This is a genomic window from Immundisolibacter sp. (assembly GCF_050250495.1).
Lineage (GTDB): Bacteria > Pseudomonadota > Gammaproteobacteria > Immundisolibacterales > Immundisolibacteraceae > Immundisolibacter.
Map to the genome: position 1 here is coordinate 39,435 of NZ_JBFWOM010000010.1, position 16,858 is coordinate 56,292.

The window sequence follows — 16,858 nt, forward strand, 5'->3', positions numbered from 1 at the left end:
GAATCGTCGATGGACGTCAGTTCCAGTCTTGGGTTCGGCAGCGCCGGCTTCGTCGAGGCGCTGTACGAGGACTTTCTCGTCGACCCGGCGAGCGTGCCCGACGCTTGGCGGTGCGAGTTCGAGACCTGGGCCGCGGGCAAGCCCCCCGCGACGCACGCTGCGGTGCAGCAGCAGTTTCGCGAGCTGGCGCGCAGGCCGCGTACCGACTCGATGACGCCGGGCGCGTCGGGCGCGGTGACGGCCGACAACCTGCACAAGCAGAACGCCGTCCAGCAGTTGATCAACGAGTATCGCCAGCGCGGTCACCTCGCGGCCGATACCGACCCGATCAAGCTCCAGCCGCCCACGCCGGTGCCGAGTCTCGCGCCGGGCTTCCACGGTCTCACCGACGCGGATCTCGCGCTCAGCTTCTCGCCGGGCAACTTTCCGCTGTCCGCTGGCGCGCCGCTGCGCGAGTTGGTGACGGCACTCCAGGCCACCTACTGCGGCGCCATCGGTTTCGAGTATGCCTACCTGTCCGATTCCGCGCAGGTGGCGTGGCTGCGCGAGCGCATCGAAGCCGGCCGTGGCCGGGCGGTGCTGAATGCCGACGAGCAGATGCAGGTCATGCAGGCAATCACCGCAGCCGAAGGACTCGAACGCTACCTGCATCGACGCTACGTCGGCCAGAAGCGCTTTTCGCTCGAAGGCGGCGACGGGCTGATCGCGGTGCTGGACGAACTCGTGCGCCGCGCGGGTGGTGCCGGCGTCAAGGAGCTGGTGCTTGGCATGGCGCACCGCGGTCGCCTGAACGTGCTGGTGAACATCCTCGGCAAGCGGCCGAGCGAGCTGTTCGCGGAATTCGAGGGCAAGGTCGAGGTCATCGGCTCCGGCGACGTCAAATACCACCAGGGCTTCTCGGCTGACCCGATCACCGCCGGCGGGCCGATTCACCTCACGCTCGCCTTCAACCCGTCGCATCTTGAAATCGTCAATCCGGTGGTCGAGGGCTCGGTGCGGGCGCGCCAGGAGCGCCGGCTCGATCTCGCCCGCCGGCAGGTGCTGCCGGTGCTGATGCACGGCGATGCCGCGTTCGCCGGCCAGGGCGTGGTGATGGAGACGCTTAACCTCGCCAAGACGCGCGGCTACGCCACCGGCGGCACGCTGCACATCGTCATCAACAACCAGATCGGCTTCACCACCAGCAACCCGACCGACGCCCGCTCGACCTACTACTGCACCGAGATCGCCCACCTGACGCAGGCGCCGATCTTCCACGTCAATGGCGACGACCCGGAGGCGCTGCTGTTCGTGACGCGCCTGGCGGTCGATTTCCGTCTCGCGTTCGGCAGCGACGTCGTGATTGATGTCGTCTGCTACCGCCGCCAGGGCCACAACGAGGCCGACGAGCCGGCCATCACGCAGCCGCGCATGTACGCGAAGATCGTGCCGCACCCGACGGTGCGCGAGATCTACGCCAGGCGACTCGAAGCCGCCGGCGTGCTGGCTGCGGGCGACGCACAGCGCATGGCCGAGGATTACCAGCAGGCGCTGGAGCGTTGCGAGTCCGTGGCGCCGTGGCCGATGAGCGACGAGCGGCCGCTGCTCGCCATCGACTGGGCGCCGTACATGGACGCGGTGTGGACCGAGCCCGCCACGACGGCAGTCCCGATCGACACGCTGCGCAGTCTTGGCAGCAAGCTGTGTGAGGTGCCGGCGGACTTCAAGGTGCATCCGCGCGTCGCCAAGATTCTGGATGATCGCCGGCAGATGGCAGCCGGCGACCTGCCGCTCGACTGGGGCGGCGCGGAGACGCTCGCTTACGCCTCACTCGTGGTCCAGGGCCACCGCGTGCGCCTGTCCGGGCAGGACAGCGGCCGCGGCACCTTCGCCCACCGCCACGCGGTGCTGCACAACCAGGACATCGACGCGCCGGACGACCGCCAGCGTCACGTGCCGCTGCAGCATCTCGCGCCGGATCAGCCGAGCATCTTCATCATCGACTCGCTGCTGTCCGAGGAGGCGGTGCTCGGCTTCGAGTACGGCTACGCCAGCGCCGACCCGCACACGCTGGTGATCTGGGAGGCGCAGTTCGGCGACTTCGCGAACGGCGCGCAGGTGGTGATCGACCAGTTCATCAGCTCGTCGGAGGCCAAATGGCAGCGCCTGTGCGGCATGGTGCTGCTGCTGCCGCATGGCTTCGAGGGCCAGGGCCCGGAGCACTCGTCGGCGCGTCTTGAGCGGTACATGCAACTGTGCGCGGAGCAGAACATGCAGGTGTGCGTGCCCTCCACGCCGGCGCAGATGTTCCACATGCTGCGCCGGCAGATGCTGCGCCGGTATCGTCGCCCGCTGGTGGTGATGACGCCCAAGAGCCTGCTGCGGCACCGCCTGTCGGTGTCGTCGCTGGAGGATCTCGCGCAGGGCGAGTTCCAGGTGCTGATCGGCGACACGCGCGCGCCCGACCCGGCTCAAGTGCGGCGCGTGCTGCTGTGCAGCGGCAAGGTCTATTTCGACCTCTACACGGGTGCCGTGGAGCGCAGCAGCGGCGACATCGCCGTCGTACGCGTCGAGCAGCTGTACCCGTTCCCGAAGACGCAACTCGCCGAGGAACTCGCCCGTTACGGCAAGGCCACAGAAGTGGTGTGGGTGCAGGAAGAGCCGCTCAACCAGGGCGCCTGGTACCAGATTCGCCACAAGCTGACCGATGCCCTGGCGCCCGGCCAGACGCTGCGCTACGTCGGCCGGCCGCGCTCGGCGGCGCCGGCGTGCGGCAGTTACAAGCTGCATCAGGCCCAGCAGCAGGCGCTGGTCGACGAGGCGCTGGCGCTGGCGCCGCCGCGTGCCGCGCGCAAGCAAAAATCCGCCTGATTCGTTTCATCGCCTGCCGGGGATCCCATGCAGATCGAAATCAAGGCGCCGGTACTGCCGGAGTCCGTCTCGGAAGCCACGCTGCTCCAGTGGAAGAAAAAGCCGGGTGAGACTGTGCGGCGCGACGAGAGCCTCATCGACGTCGAGACCGACAAGGTGGTGCTGGAGGTGGTGGCGCCGGCCGATGGTGTGCTGGGCGCCGTGCACCAGCCCGACGGCGCCACGGTGCACTCCGGGGATCTGCTGGCGACGCTCGACACCGCCGTGGGCGACCCGACGCCGCCCGCGGAACCTATGCAAATCATGCCGGAGGTGCGCGCCGTGGCGCCGGCGAGCCCGGCCGCGCGCAAGCTCGCCGCCGAGCAGGGCGTCGACACGGCGGAACTCGCCGGCAGTGGCCGCGACGGCCGTGTCATCAAGGAAGACGTGGTGGCCGCCAGCAAGGCCGCGCTCCCCCCGCCTGGGCCCACAACGACGCCGTCGCCGGTCATCGCCGCCGGCCCGCGGCCCGAGCAGCGCGTGCCGATGACGCGCATCCGCCAGCGCATCGCGGAGCGCCTGCTGGACGCGCAGCGCACCGCGGCCATCCTGACCACGTTCAACGAGGTCAACATGCAGCCGGTGATGGACCTGCGCGCCCGGCACCGGGAGGCGTTCGAGAAGGCGCACGGCGTCAAGCTCGGCTTCATGTCGTTCTTCGTACGCGCGGCGGTGGAGGCGCTCAAGAAATTCCCCCTCGTCAACGCCTCCATCGACGGCACGGACGTGGTCTACCACGGCTATTTCGACATCGGCATCGCCGTCAGCAGCCCGCGGGGACTCGTGGTGCCGGTGCTGCGCGACGTGGACGGCATGTCGTTTGGCGACATCGAGAAGGCCATCGCCGAATTCGGCCAGCGCGCCCGCGACGGCAAGCTCACCGTCGAGGAGCTGTCCGGCGGCACCTTCTCCATCACCAACGGTGGCATTTTCGGTTCGATGCTGTCGACGCCGATCCTGAACCCGCCGCAAAGCGCGATCCTGGGCATGCACAACATCGTCGACCGGCCGGTGGCCGAGAACGGCGCGGTGGTGATCCGCCCGGTCATGTACCTGGCGCTGTCCTACGACCACCGGCTCATCGACGGGCGCGAGGCGGTGCAGTTCCTGGTATCCATCAAGCAGGCGCTGGAGGATCCCTCGCGCCTGCTGCTGGGGCTGTAAGGCATGGCCGTGGATCGTTACGACGTGCTGGTGATCGGCGGTGGCCCCGGCGGTTACGTGGCGGCTATCCGCGCCGCGCAGCTGGGTCTGAAGACCGCCTGCGTGGAGCGCTGGATCGGCAAGGACGGCCAGCCGGCACTGGGCGGCACGTGTCTTAACGTCGGCTGCATTCCGTCGAAGGCGCTGCTCGAATCGTCCGAGCAGTACCACCGCGCCCGCCATGGGCTTGCCGCGCATGGCATCACCGTGGGCGAGGTGGCGATCGATCCGGCCGCCATGGTGGCGCGCAAGGACGGCATCGTGCGCCAGTTCACGGGCGGCATCGGCGGGTTGTTCAGGAAAAACGGCGTCACGTGGCTGAAGGGCAGCGGGCGCCTGGTGGGCGAGGGCAAGGTCGAGGTGGCGGGCACCGATGGTGCGGCTCAAACCGTATCGGCCGAGCACATCATCATCGCCACCGGTTCGCGGCCGACACCCTTGCTGGTGGCGCCGCTGGATGGCGTGCGCATTGTCGACTCGGCCGGTGCGCTCGATTTCACGGACGTGCCGGCGCGGCTTGGCATCATCGGCGCGGGCGTGATCGGCCTCGAACTTGGCAGCGTGTGGGCGCGCCTGGGCAGCGCGGTGACGCTGCTGGAGGCGATGCCGGAGTTCCTGCCGGTCGCCGATCGGGCCATCGCGGCGCTGGCGCACAAGGAACTCACCGGCCAGGGCCTGCAAATCCGCCTCGGAGCCCGCGTGACGGCTGCCGCGCTGGCTGGCGACGGCGTGACGGTGGATTTCGAGGACGCCAAGGGCGCGCAACAGGCTGCGTTCGACCGCCTGATCGTCGCGGTGGGTCGCCAGCCTGTAACAGACCGCCTCGGCCTCGACGCCGTCGGCATCGCGCCGGACGAGCGCGGCTTCATCCCGGTCGATGGGCAGTTTCGTACCAGCGCAGCGGGTGTCTACGCCATCGGTGACGTGGTGCGCGGGCCCATGCTGGCGCACCGCGCGTCGGAGGACGGCATCGCCGTCGCCGAGGGCATCGCCGGCCAGCACTGCCATGTCGACTACGGGACCATCCCCTGGATCATTTACACTTGGCCGGAAATCGCCTGGGTCGGTCGCACCGAGCAGGCCCTCAAGGCTGAGGGCGTGCCATATACGGTGGGCACCTTCCCGTTTCAGGCGAACGGTCGGGCGCGCGCCATGGAGGCCGCGCAGGGGCAGGTGAAGCTGCTTGCCCATGCCGAAACCGACCGCGTGCTCGGCGTGCACATCATCGGCCCGCATGCCTCGGAACTGATCGCCGAGGCGGTGGTGGCGATGGAGTTCTGCGCCAGCGCGGAAGACCTCGCGCGCATCGTGCACGCCCACCCGACCCTGTCGGAGGCATTGCACGAGGCGGCGCTGGCCGCCCACAAGCGGGCGATACACATCTGATGCGGTCGCGGCACCGTCGCCGCGGCGCGCCGTCAGGGTTTGATGACGTTCGGTCCCGGGAACGGGTCGGCCGCGGCCGGTTGCCGTTCCCTCAGCGCTAGGGAAACAACACACCCATGAACCTGCACGAGTACCAGGCAAAACAGCTTTATGCCGATTACGGCATCGCCGCGCCGCGCGGCGAGGTCGCCGACAGTCCCAAGGCCGCCCAAGCCGCTGCCGGGCGCATTCCCGGCACGCGCTGGGTGGTGAAGGCGCAGGTGCACGCCGGGGGCCGCGGCAAGGCCGGCGGCGTGAAGCTGGTCGACAGCCCCGAAGCGGTCGCTCAGGCCGCCGAGGGCATGCTCGGCAGGAACCTCGTCACCTACCAGACCACCGCCGAGGGCCAGCCGGTGCACAGCGTGCTGGTGGAAGAGGTCAGCCAGATCGCGCGCGAGCTGTATCTCGGCGCCGTGATCGACCGCGCCAGTCAACGCGTGGTGTTCATGGCCTCGACCGAGGGCGGGGTCGAGATCGAGAAGGTCGCCGCCGAGACGCCCGAGAAGATCCTCACCACCGCCATCGACCCCACCGTCGGTCTGCAGCCCTACCAGTGCCGGCAGTTCGCGTTCGGCCTCGGCCTCAGCGGCGACCAGATCAAGCAGTTCACCACGCTGATGACCGGCATGGCGCGCATGTTCGTCGAGTGCGACCTCGCGCTGCTCGAAGTGAACCCGCTGGTGGTGACCGGCGACGGGCGCCTGGTGTGCCTCGACGGCAAGATCAACATCGACGACAACGCGCTGTACCGCCAGCCGCGCCTGGCCGCCATGCGCGACCCCTCGCAGGAGGACGCCAAGGAAAACCGCGCCCGCGAGCACGACATCAGCTACGTGGCGCTCGACGGCAACATCGGCTGCATGGTCAACGGCGCGGGCCTGGCCATGGCCACCATGGACATCATCAAGCTGCACGGCGGCAACCCGGCCAACTTCCTCGACGTCGGCGGCACCGCCACAGCGGCGCGCGTGACCGAGGCGTTCAAGATCATTCTCGCCGACGACAACGTGAAGGGCGTGCTGGTCAACATCTTCGGCGGCATCGTGCGCTGTGACCTGATTGCCGACGGCATCATCGCCGCGGTGAAGGAGGTCGGCGTGAAGGTGCCGGTGGTGGTGCGCCTGGCCGGCAACAACGCTGATCTTGGCGGCCGCAAGCTGGCCGACAGCGGCCTCAACATCATCCCCGCGGACGGTCTGACCGATGCCGCGCAGAAAGTCGTGAAGGCAGTGGAGAGCGTGGCATGAGCGTACTGGTCGACAAGAACACCAAGGTCATCTGCCAGGGCTTCACCGGCAAGCAGGGCACCTTCCATTCCGACCAGGCCATCGCCTACGGCACGCGCATGGTGGGCGGCGTCACGCCCGGCAAGGGCGGCAGCGAGCACCTGGGTCTGCCGGTGTTCGACACGGTGCGCGACGCGGTGCGGCAGACCGGCGCCGATGCCAGCGTCATCTACGTGCCGGCGGCGTTCTGCAAGGACTCGATCCTGGAGGCCGTCGACGCCGGTGTGCCGCTGATCGTGTGCATTACGGAAGGCGTGCCGACACTCGACATGCTGGAAGTGAAGATGGTGGTCGACCGCTCGGGCTCGCGCCTGATCGGTCCCAACTGCCCCGGCATCATCACGCCGGGCGCGTGCAAGATCGGCATCATGCCGGGCTCGATCCACCTGCCGGGCAAGGTCGGCATCGTGTCGCGCTCCGGCACGCTGACCTACGAGGCGGTCGCCCAGACCACCGCCATCGGCGCCGGCCAATCCACCTGCATCGGCATCGGCGGTGACCCGATTCCGGGCACGAGCTTCATCGACGCGCTGCGCCTGTTCAAGGACGACCCGCAGACCGAGTGCATCGTGATGGTGGGCGAGATCGGCGGCAGCGCCGAAGAAGAAGCCGCCGAGTACATCGCGTCCGAGATCAAGAAGCCGGTGGTCGGCTTCATCGCCGGCGCCACGGCCCCGGCCGGCAAGCGCATGGGCCATGCCGGCGCCATCATCGCCGGCGGCAAGGGCACGGCCGAAGACAAGTTCCGCGCCATGGAAAAGGCCGGCGTGCACATCGCGCGCTCGCCGGCGGACCTGGGCGTGACGGTCAAGAAGGCGATGGGGCTGTAACGAGGTCTTGCGGCCGGCATCGCGCCGGCCGCGCCGCAGTCCTGGAAAAAGCCGCGCTCGTCGCGGCTTTTTCTTGCCCCGGCCACAACGGCCGGGGCGGGCGGGTCAAACCCCCGTGTGCGGTGTCGGCATCTTGCGCGCGGGCGCCCGGCCCATCAGCCGGCGCACCAGCACGTAGAACATCGGGATGAAGAACGTTGCCAGCAGCAGCGCCGCCAGCATGCCGCCGATCACGCCGGTGCCAATGGCGATGCGCGACGCGCTGCCGGCGCCGGTGGCAATAGCCAGCGGCGACACGCCGAGGATGAAGGACATCGACGTCATCAGGATCGGCCGCAGGCGAATGCGCGCGGCTTCGAGTACGGCATCGAGCAGCGGCTTGCCCTGGTGCATGTGCAGGTTGTGCGCGAACTCGACAATCAGGATGGCGTTCTTGGCGGTCAGGCCCATGGTGGTCAGCAGGCCCACCTGAAAGAACACGTCGTTGTTGAGCCCGCGCAGCAGCGCCGCCAGCACCGCGCCGAGCAGGCCGAGCGGCACCACCAGCATCACGGCGAACGGCACCGACCAGCTCTCGTACAGCGCGGCGAGCGCCAGGAACACCACGATGGCCGAGATGGCGTACAGCGCCGGCGCCTGCGAGCCGGCCTGCTTTTGCTGGTAGGAGAGGCCTGACCACGCGTAGCCGATGCCGGGAGGCAACTGGCTTGCGATGCGTTCGATTTCCGCCATCGCCTCGCCGGAGCTGTGGCCGGGCGCTGCCTGGCCCAGGATGTTTACCGACGCGGTGCCGTTGAAGCGTTCCAGGCGCGGCGAGCCGCGCGTCCACTCGGCGCTCGAAAAGGCGCTGAACGGCACCATGTCGCCCGCCGCGTTGCGCACGTACCAGCGGTCGAGATCCTGCGGCAGCATGCGAAACGGCGCGTCCCCCTGCACGTACACCTTCTTGGTGCGTCCTTCTTCGATGAAGTCGTTGACGTAGCTCGATCCCCAGGCGGTGCCGAGCGTCTGGTTGATGTCGGCGAGCGACAGGCCAAGCGCGCGTGCCTTTGGCTGATCCACGTTCAGGCGGTACTGGGGCGCGTCTTCGAGGCCGTTCGGCCGCACGGCGGCCAGCACCGGGCTTTGCGCCGCCATGCCGAGCAGCTGGTTGCGGGCGCCGATCAGCGCCTCATGCCCGAGCCCGGCGCGGTCCTGCAGGTGCAGGTCGAAACCGGCCGAGCGGCCGAGTGCGCGCACCGACGGGGGCGAGAACGCGAACGCCATGCCGTCCTTGACCATGCCGGCAAACGCCATCGTGGCGCGCATGGCCAGCGCCTGCGCGCTCTGGTCCGGCCGTGGGCGCTCGTCCCAGTCCTTGAGGTTGATGAACACCAGACCCACGTTCTGGCCACGGCCGCCGAAGCTGAAGCCGTACACGTTCATGGCGCCGAACACGATGTCCTTCTCGGTTTCGTAGAAATAGCGGCCGACCTGTTCGATGACCTTGCCGGTGCGCTCGTTGGTGGCGCCCGGTGGCAGCAGCACGTTGGCGTACAGCGTGCCCTGGTCCTCGTCCGGCAGAAAGCCGCCCGGCAGGCGGATGAACAGCACGCCGAGCACGCCGACGATCAGCGCGTACAGCACCAGGAACCGAGGCGAGTGTTTCGCCATATAGCCGACGATGCCGACGTAGCGCTTGGTGGCGCCCTCCACACCGCGGCTGAACAGGCCGAGCGGGCCACGCCGCGGCGGGCCATGGCGCGCAGGCTTGAGCAGCGTGGCGCACAGGGACGGCGTGAACACCAGCGCCACCAGCACCGAAAGTCCCATGGCCGACGCAATCGTCAGCGAGAACTGACGGTAGATGGCGCCGGTGGTGCCGGGGAAGAACGCCATCGGGATGAACACCGCCGACAGCACGAGCGCAATGCCGACCAGGGCGCCGGTGATCTGGCGCATGGACTTGCGCGTTGCCGAGCGCGGGTCGAGGTTCTCCTCGTGCATGACGCGCTCGACGTTCTCCACCACCACGATGGCGTCGTCCACCAGCAGGCCGATCGCCAGCACCAGGCTGAACATGGTCAGCATGTTGATGGAGAAGCCGGCCACGGCGATCACGCCGAACGTGCCCAGTAGCACCACCGGCACGGCGAGCGTCGGGATCAGCGTGGCGCGCAGGTTCTGCAGGAAGATCAGCATCACCAGGAACACCAGCCCCACCGCCACCAGCAGCGTGAGCGCCACTTCCTTGATGGCGGTGCTGACGAACGGCGTGCTGTCCTCGGCGTAGCGCACCACCACGCCCGGCGGGAAGGTGGGTTCGATTTCCGCCAGGCGCTCGCGGATGCGGCGGGCGGTTTCGAGCGCGTTGGCGCCTGGCGCCGGCACGATGCCGATGCCGGACGCCGCCTTGCTGCTGTAGATGTTGCGAAACGCGTAGTTCTCGCTGCCGATGCCGATGCGCGCCACGTCGCGCAGGCGCACCTGCGCGCCATCCGGCTGCACCTTCAGCAGGATGTTGGCGAACTGCTCGGGTGTTTGCAGGCGGCTTTGTGCCAGCACGGTGGCGTTCAGGTCCTGCCCCGGCACGGCCGGTAGCCCGCCCAACTGGCCGCCGGCCACCTGCGCGTTCTGCACCCGGATGGCGGCGTTCACGTCGGGGACGGTCAGTCCGTACTGCGCCAGGCGATCCGGGTCCAGCCAGATTCTCATGGCGTGCTGGGCGCCGAACAGCAGCACGTCACCCACGCCGTCGATGCGGCCAAGCGGTTCCTGGATGTGCGCCGCCACGTAGTCGGCAAGGTCGGCAATGCCGAGCCGGCCGTCCTCGGACACGAAGGCCAGCACCATCAGGTACGTCTGGCTGACCTTGTTCACCTGCACGCCCTGCTGCACCACCTCGTCCGGCAGCAGGGGTTCCGCGCCGCGCAGCTTGTTCTGCACCTGCACCTGCGCGATGTCGGGATCGGTGCCGGCCTCGAACGTGAGGGTGATCTGCGAGTCGCCGGTGATGTTGCTCTCGGAGCTCATGTACAGCAGGCCGTCCAAGCCGACCATCTTCTGTTCGATGACCTGCGTGACGGTGCTGTCCACGGTCTGCGCCGAGGCGCCCGGGTAGACGGCGCGAATCTGCACGCCCGGCGGGGCGACGTCGGGGTAGCTCTCGATCGGCAGCGTGGTGATGGCAAGGCCACCGGCCAGCATGATGGCGATCGCGATCACCCACGCGAAGATGGGTCGATCGATGAAGAAATTAACCATGCCTGGCGCCCCCGCCCGGTGCGGCCGGCGCCCCCGGAGCGCCCGGTGCGCCTGTCGGGGCGCCTCCCGCGGGCGCCACCCGCACCGGCATGCCCGGCGACAGGCGCAGCGGACCGCTGACGACAACCCGGTCGCCGGCGCTGAGGCCGCTGCCGATCAGCCACGCATCGCCGGCCGCGCGGCGGGTTTCGATCCGCCGCAGTTCGAGCTTGTCGTCCTTGCCCACCACCAGCACGCTGGCGTTGCCGTCGGCGTCGCGCGTCACGGCGCGTTGCGGCACCAGCAGCGCGGCCGGTTCCACGCCTTCCTTCAGGCGACCGCGCACGTACATGCCGGGCAGTAGCTGGTGTTTCGGGTTGGGGAAGGTGGCGCGCAGGTTCACCGAGCCGGTGCCCAGGTCCACCGTCACGCCCGAGAACTGCAACTGGCCGGGCTGCGGGTAGGCGCCGCCGTCTTCGAGGATAAGGTCCAGCCGCGCGCTGTCCGGGCCGGCGCGCTCAAGCCGCCCGGCCTCGAATTCACGTTGCAAGCGCAGCATCTCGGCGGTCGGGCGCTGGATGTCGACGTAGATCGGGTCGAGCTGCGTCACGCGCGCCAGCGCCTGGGCCTGGCCGGTGGTGACCAGCGCGCCCTCGGTGACGAACGATTCGCTGATCACGCCGTCGATCGGCGCCGTGATGCGCGTGTAGCCCAGATCGATGCGTGCACTGTCGAGCGCGGCGCGCGCCGCCTGCACGTTGGCCAGCGCCTGCTGGTGGGCGGCCTGCACATCGTCGTTGTCCTGTTTGGGCACGGCGCCGGCCTTGGCGAGCGGCGCAAAGCGCTCGGCGCGCAGGCGGGCCACCTCGGCGGCGGCACGGGCGCGTTGCAGGTCAGCCTCGGCGCGCTGCACCGCGGCGGCGTAGGGCGCGGGGTCGATCTGGTACAGCGCCTGTCCGGCCTTGACCGTGCTGCCTTCATCGAACAGGCGCCGTTGCAGGATGCCGCTTACCTGTGGGCGCACCTCGGCGACGCGAAACGCCGCCGTGCGGCCCGGCAACTCGGTGGTCAGTTCGAACGGCCGGGGTTGCAGCTCGACCACGCCCACTTCTGGCGGCGGTCGCTGCCCCGGCGGCGGACCGCCCCGACCGCAGGCAGCCAGCACGGTCATGGCCGCCGCCAGCAGGGTGACGCGCACGATCGGTCGAACAACTTCCATGAACCATCTCCATAGAAGGCGCCGTCGCCCGCGGCTGACCGGTCGGTCAGTATTTGGATGCAGGCAACCCGCCACCAGAATCACGGGGCAAAAAAGGTCTCGGGGAATGCCGGCAATTATATGCGCGCCGGTCACCTGCGAGGTCATCGCGAGGCCGGTCGCACTTCCGCTGCAAACCTTGATGCGCGTCAGGAGTCCCGGCTGGGCGCTGACTAGGATCGCCGCTCACCGCACGCCGCGTGCGGCTGTTCTTCCCCCGGAGGAGTCGCGTCGATGACCGCCAACATCAACCTGCCGGACACCGTCATGGAGTGGCCGGCCAAGTACAACGAGATCCCCAAGGCCGTGTTCGAGGAACCGGGCCTGTGGCGGCTCGAACTCGAAAACATCTTCTACGGCGAGGAGTGGCACCCCATCGTGCACCGCGCCGAGATTCCGAACCCCGGCGACTACAAGGCGGCCTTCATCGGCGAGATGCCGATCTTCGCCGTGCACGGCGACGACGGGAAAATCCGCGTGTTCCACAACGCCTGCGCGCATCGCGGCGCCACGCTGGTGACCGACAGTGCCGGCAACAAGGCCGATTTCGAGTGCCCCTACCATCGCTGGCTGTTCAGCCGCGAGGGTGCGCTGGTCGGCTGCCCGAACAGTCAGGAGTTCTCGCCGAGCTTCACCAAGGAAGGCTTCGGGCTGAAGGAACTGCGCAGCGATTCCTTCTCGGAACTGACCTTCGTCACCATGAGTGACAAGACGCCGGACCTTCGAACCTACCTCACGGACGCGGTGACGGACCCGCTGTCGCGTGTGCTCGGCAACGGCCACAACCTCAAGCTGCTGGGCTACCAGAAGGTCCATTACGACTGCAACTGGAAGGCCTACGTCGACAACGACGGCTACCACGCGCCGCTGCTGCATCTGGCGTTCAAGCTGATGGGCTGGCAGGGCGGCAAGGGCGTGCAGATCGTGACCGACAACGGCCACATCGCGTTCGACTCCGAGCTCACCATCCCGGGCAAGATCGAGGCGCTGGAGGACAGCTCCATCGTGCAGTTCAAGGGCGACCCGGACAGCAAGGGCTCGATCGTGGTCAGCACGTTCCCGATCACCGTGTTCACCAAGCACATGGACATGCTGAACATCCGCTACGCGTTCCCGAAAGGCCCGCGCGGCGTGGAGGTGCACTACACCTACTTCGCGCGCGACGACGACAGCCCGGAGCTACTGGCCCACCGCACGCGCCAGTCCGCCAACCTGCTGGGGCCGAGCGGTCTCATCAGCCTGGAGGACGCGGCCATCTTCACGCGCATCGATCTCGGCAACCGCTCGCCGGGCAACGCCATCTTCCAGAAGGGCGTGACGGACGAGTACAAGCTCGAGTTCAACGTCCAACAGAACGACGAATCCGGCAACCTCCCGCGCTGGGAGCACTACCGCAAACGCATGGGCTTTCGGAGGGCCAAGGCATGAACGGCATCGACAGCAAGGTTCGCGACGCCATCGAGCGGCTGAACCTCACCTATATCCGCGCGCTCGACCGGCGCGACATGCACGGCTGGCTGGCCACCTTCGACCGGCCGGGCTCCTACGTGTGTATCCCCAAGGAAAACGAGGACCGCGGCCTGCCGATCGGCTACATGCTGGACGACTGCTACGAGCGCCTGCAGGACCGCGTGACGCAGGTCACCAAGATCCAGCCGGACGCCGTGGAGCACTACCAGCCGCGCCATTTCACGCAACTGGTGGACATCAAGCACCTGGGCGGCGTGAACTACCGCGTGGAGACGCACTTCACGGTCAACTACACGCCGGCGGATACCGGCCGCACCGACGTGCTGGCAAGCGGCACCTACGTGGATGACGTGGTCGTGAACGGCGACGCGCGGTTTCGCAGCCGCCGGGCGGTGCTCGACACCAACGTCGTGCCGCGCTACGTCGCGTATCCGATCTAGGCTTCCATGTCCCGACATGGCCGCGGGGCGCTTGAGTCGGCGCCCCGCGGCCATTTTTTTGGCATCCTGAAACGTCTACGCCCGCGGGCGACCCACGATTTCAGGTGACCTTCATGACGCTGCTATCCCCAGCGAGCGGTCGGCGATGAGTGCCGACACGCCGAGCCCCGACGCCGCCGAGCTGCCCGCCTGGGTGGCCGAGGCACTGCAAACGCCGGCCGCCGACACGCGCTTTGAGCACCACGGCGTGACCCTGGCGTACCGCGCCTGGGGCCGGCCGGAAAACCCGGGCCTGGTGCTGGTGCACGGCGCCATGGCGCACGCCAACTGGTGGGACGTCATCGCGCCACGGTTTGCGGATCGCTACCACGTGGTGGCGCCACACCTGTCCGGCATGGGCGACAGCGGCCACCGGGACGCGTACTCGACTGCCGTGTTCGCGGACGATGTCGTCGCCGTGATGGACCACGCCGGGCTCGGCACGGGCACGGTGCTGGTCGGCCACAGCCTGGGCGGCGCGGTGGCGCTCACGCTCGGCGTGCGCCACGCCGGGCGCGTGCGCGGCATCGTCATGCTGGATTCCGCGGTGTTTCCGCCGGACCTGCCGTCGCCGTTCGACCCGGCCAAGGCGCCGTACCGCCCGAAGACCATCTGCGCCGATTTTGAGGCCGCCGTGGCGCGGTTCTTCCCGCTGCCGCAGCAGCCCTGCCAGCACCCGTATCTGCTGCGCCACGTTGCGCAGCACTCGGTGGCGCCCATGCAGGGCGGCTGGAGCTGGAAATTCGACGACGCGCTGTTCAAGCACATGCAGGCGCACGAGCCCTGGCGGGAACTCAAAGCCCTGCAAACGCCGCTCGCGGTCATCTACGGCGACCGCAGCGCCGTGTTCTCGGCGCCGGTGCGCGATTACATGCAGCGCATGGCAGGCACGCGCGGCTGGCCCATGTTCGCCATTCCGGGCGGCCATCACCACCTGATGCTGGATTCGCCGCGCGCGCTGTGCAGCGCGCTGAACGGCCTGCTGGTGGGCTGGCCGGGGCGTTAGGCGGCGCGGTACGCGGCCGGCAGCACCGGCCGCTTTGCTCTATCCTTGCCGCCCATTTTTTTCGCCGCTTTCCGCCAATGGCTCAATACGTTTTCACCATGAACCGCGTGGGCAAGATCGTGCCGCCCAAGCGGGAGATCCTGAAGGACATTTCGCTGTCGTTCTTTCCGGGCGCCAAGATCGGCGTGCTGGGCCTGAACGGCTCCGGCAAGTCGACGCTGCTGCGCATCATGGCCGGCGTGGATACCGAGATCGAGGGCGAGGCCGTGCCCATGCCGGGCATCAAGATCGGCTATTTGCCGCAGGAGCCGCAGCTCGACCCCACGCAGACCGTGCGCGAGGCGGTGGAGCAGGGCATCGGCGGCGTGCTGGCGGCGCAAAAGCGGCTGGACGAAATCTACGCCGCGTATGCCGAGCCGGACGCCGATTTCGACAAGCTGGCCGAGGAGCAGGGCCGACTCGAAGCGGAAATCGCCGCCGCCGACGGCGACAGCGCCGACGTGCAGCTCGACGTCGCCGCCGACGCGCTGCGCCTGCCGGCCTGGGACGCCCGCATCGAGCATCTGTCAGGCGGCGAGAAGCGCCGCGTGGCGCTGTGCCGGCTGCTGCTGTCGAAGCCCGACATGCTGTTGCTGGACGAGCCGACCAACCATCTGGACGCCGAGTCCGTCGAGTGGCTGGAGCAGTTCCTGCACCGCTTCCCAGGCACCGTGGTGGCCGTGACGCACGACCGTTATTTCCTCGACAACGTCGCCGAGTGGATCCTGGAGCTCGACCGCGGGCGCGGCATCCCGTTCAAGGGCAACTACAGCACGTGGCTGGAGCAGAAGGAACAGCGCCTGAAGCAGGAAGAATCCTCCGAGTCCGCCCGCCAGAAGGCGATCGCGCAGGAACTCGAATGGGTGCGCCAGAACCCCAAGGGCCGCCAGGCCAAGAGCAAGGCGCGCCTGAACCGTTTCGAGGAACTGGCGAGCCACGACTACCAGAAGCGCAACGAGACCAAGGAAATCTTCATCCCGGTCGCCGAGCGCCTTGGCAACGAGGTGATCGAGTTCACGCACGTCCGCAAGAGCTACGGCGACCGGCTGCTGATCGATGACCTGAGTTTCCAGGTTCCGCCGGGCGCCATCGTCGGCATCATCGGCCCGAACGGCGCCGGCAAATCCACGCTGTTTCGCATGCTGACCGGCCGCGAGCAGCCGGACGGTGGCGCCATCAAGCTCGGCCAGACGGTCAGCATCGCGCTGGTGGACCAGAGCCGCGACGAGCTCGGCAACGACAAGACCGCCTGGGAGGACATCTCGGGCGGCGCGGACATCATCACCGTCGGCAAGTTCGAGATGCCGTCGCGGGCGTACCTCGGGCGCTTCAACTTCAAGGGCGCGGACCAGCAAAAGCGCGTCGGGAGCCTGTCCGGTGGCGAACGCGGTCGCCTGCATCTGGCCAAGACGTTGCTCAAGGGCGGCAACGTGCTGCTGCTGGACGAGCCGTCCAACGACCTCGACGTCGAGACCCTGCGCGCGCTCGAAGAAGCGCTGCTGGAGTTCGCCGGCAGCGCGCTCGTCATCAGCCACGACCGCTGGTTCCTCGACCGCATCGCCACGCACATTCTGGCCGCCGAGGGCGACTCGCAGTGGACCTTCTTTGCCGGCAACTACCAGGAATACGAGGCGGACAAGCGCCAGCGCCTGGGCGAGGAAGCCGCCCGACCGCACCGGCTGCGCTTCAAGGCGCTGCGGTGAGTCTGGGCGCAAGCGACTGATTGGGGTGGTGGGAGGCCCGCCCTCGGG

The 16,858-nt window shown here is 68.4% G+C and carries 11 protein-coding genes; 9 read left to right on the forward strand and 2 right to left on the reverse strand.

Going from position 1 to position 16,858, the window contains the following annotated elements:
- Positions 1 to 9 precede the first annotated feature (9 nt).
- The 5 genes from AB7F93_RS08640 (at position 10) to sucD (ending at position 7,633) form a co-directional block, all read left to right on the forward strand.
- Complete coding sequence (locus tag AB7F93_RS08640; protein ID WP_428302497.1) at positions 10 to 2,850, forward strand: 2-oxoglutarate dehydrogenase E1 component; 2,841 nt, start codon at positions 10 to 12, stop codon at positions 2,848 to 2,850.
- A gap of 27 nt (positions 2,851 to 2,877) precedes the next feature.
- Positions 2,878 to 4,053, forward strand: coding sequence for a 2-oxoglutarate dehydrogenase complex dihydrolipoyllysine-residue succinyltransferase (gene odhB, locus AB7F93_RS08645; protein WP_428302498.1), 1,176 nt, complete (start codon positions 2,878 to 2,880; stop codon positions 4,051 to 4,053).
- 3 nt (positions 4,054 to 4,056) lie between these two features.
- Positions 4,057 to 5,478, forward strand: coding sequence for a dihydrolipoyl dehydrogenase (lpdA, locus tag AB7F93_RS08650; protein ID WP_428302499.1), 1,422 nt, complete (start codon positions 4,057 to 4,059; stop codon positions 5,476 to 5,478).
- 116 nt (positions 5,479 to 5,594) lie between these two features.
- Positions 5,595 to 6,764: an ADP-forming succinate--CoA ligase subunit beta gene (sucC, locus tag AB7F93_RS08655; protein WP_428302500.1), complete on the forward strand. Its 1,170-nt coding sequence runs from the start codon at positions 5,595 to 5,597 to the stop codon at positions 6,762 to 6,764.
- On the forward strand, positions 6,761 to 7,633 hold the full coding sequence (gene sucD, locus AB7F93_RS08660) for a succinate--CoA ligase subunit alpha (protein WP_428302501.1): 873 nt from the start codon (positions 6,761 to 6,763) through the stop codon (positions 7,631 to 7,633). Before sucC ends, sucD begins: the two co-directional genes overlap by 4 nt.
- A gap of 105 nt (positions 7,634 to 7,738) precedes the next feature.
- Here the strand turns inward: sucD and AB7F93_RS08665 are convergent, their stop codons facing one another.
- Entirely contained in the window at positions 7,739 to 10,876 is a 3,138-nt protein-coding gene (locus tag AB7F93_RS08665; protein ID WP_428302502.1) for an efflux RND transporter permease subunit, read from the reverse strand.
- Entirely contained in the window at positions 10,869 to 12,074 is a 1,206-nt protein-coding gene (locus tag AB7F93_RS08670; protein WP_428302503.1) for an efflux RND transporter periplasmic adaptor subunit, read from the reverse strand. Before AB7F93_RS08670 ends, AB7F93_RS08665 begins: the two co-directional genes overlap by 8 nt.
- A 273-nt stretch (positions 12,075 to 12,347) precedes the next feature.
- Here AB7F93_RS08670 and AB7F93_RS08675 point away from each other — a divergent pair, with 273 nt between their 5' ends.
- From AB7F93_RS08675 to ettA, 4 genes are all read left to right on the forward strand, one after another.
- Positions 12,348 to 13,541 carry an aromatic ring-hydroxylating oxygenase subunit alpha gene (locus tag AB7F93_RS08675; RefSeq protein WP_428302504.1) on the forward strand — a complete coding sequence of 398 codons (1,194 nt, stop codon included), beginning with the start codon at positions 12,348 to 12,350 and terminating at the stop codon, positions 13,539 to 13,541.
- Positions 13,538 to 14,023 (forward strand): aromatic-ring-hydroxylating dioxygenase subunit beta, encoded by a 486-nt coding sequence (locus tag AB7F93_RS08680; RefSeq protein ID WP_428302505.1) that lies wholly within the window; start codon positions 13,538 to 13,540, stop codon positions 14,021 to 14,023. Before AB7F93_RS08675 ends, AB7F93_RS08680 begins: the two co-directional genes overlap by 4 nt.
- 145 nt (positions 14,024 to 14,168) lie before the next feature.
- Positions 14,169 to 15,068, forward strand: coding sequence for an alpha/beta fold hydrolase (locus AB7F93_RS08685; RefSeq protein ID WP_428302506.1), 900 nt, complete (start codon positions 14,169 to 14,171; stop codon positions 15,066 to 15,068).
- A 77-nt stretch (positions 15,069 to 15,145) separates the two neighbouring features.
- Positions 15,146 to 16,810, forward strand: coding sequence for an energy-dependent translational throttle protein EttA (gene ettA, locus AB7F93_RS08690; protein WP_428302507.1), 1,665 nt, complete (start codon positions 15,146 to 15,148; stop codon positions 16,808 to 16,810).
- Positions 16,811 to 16,858 lie beyond the last annotated feature (48 nt).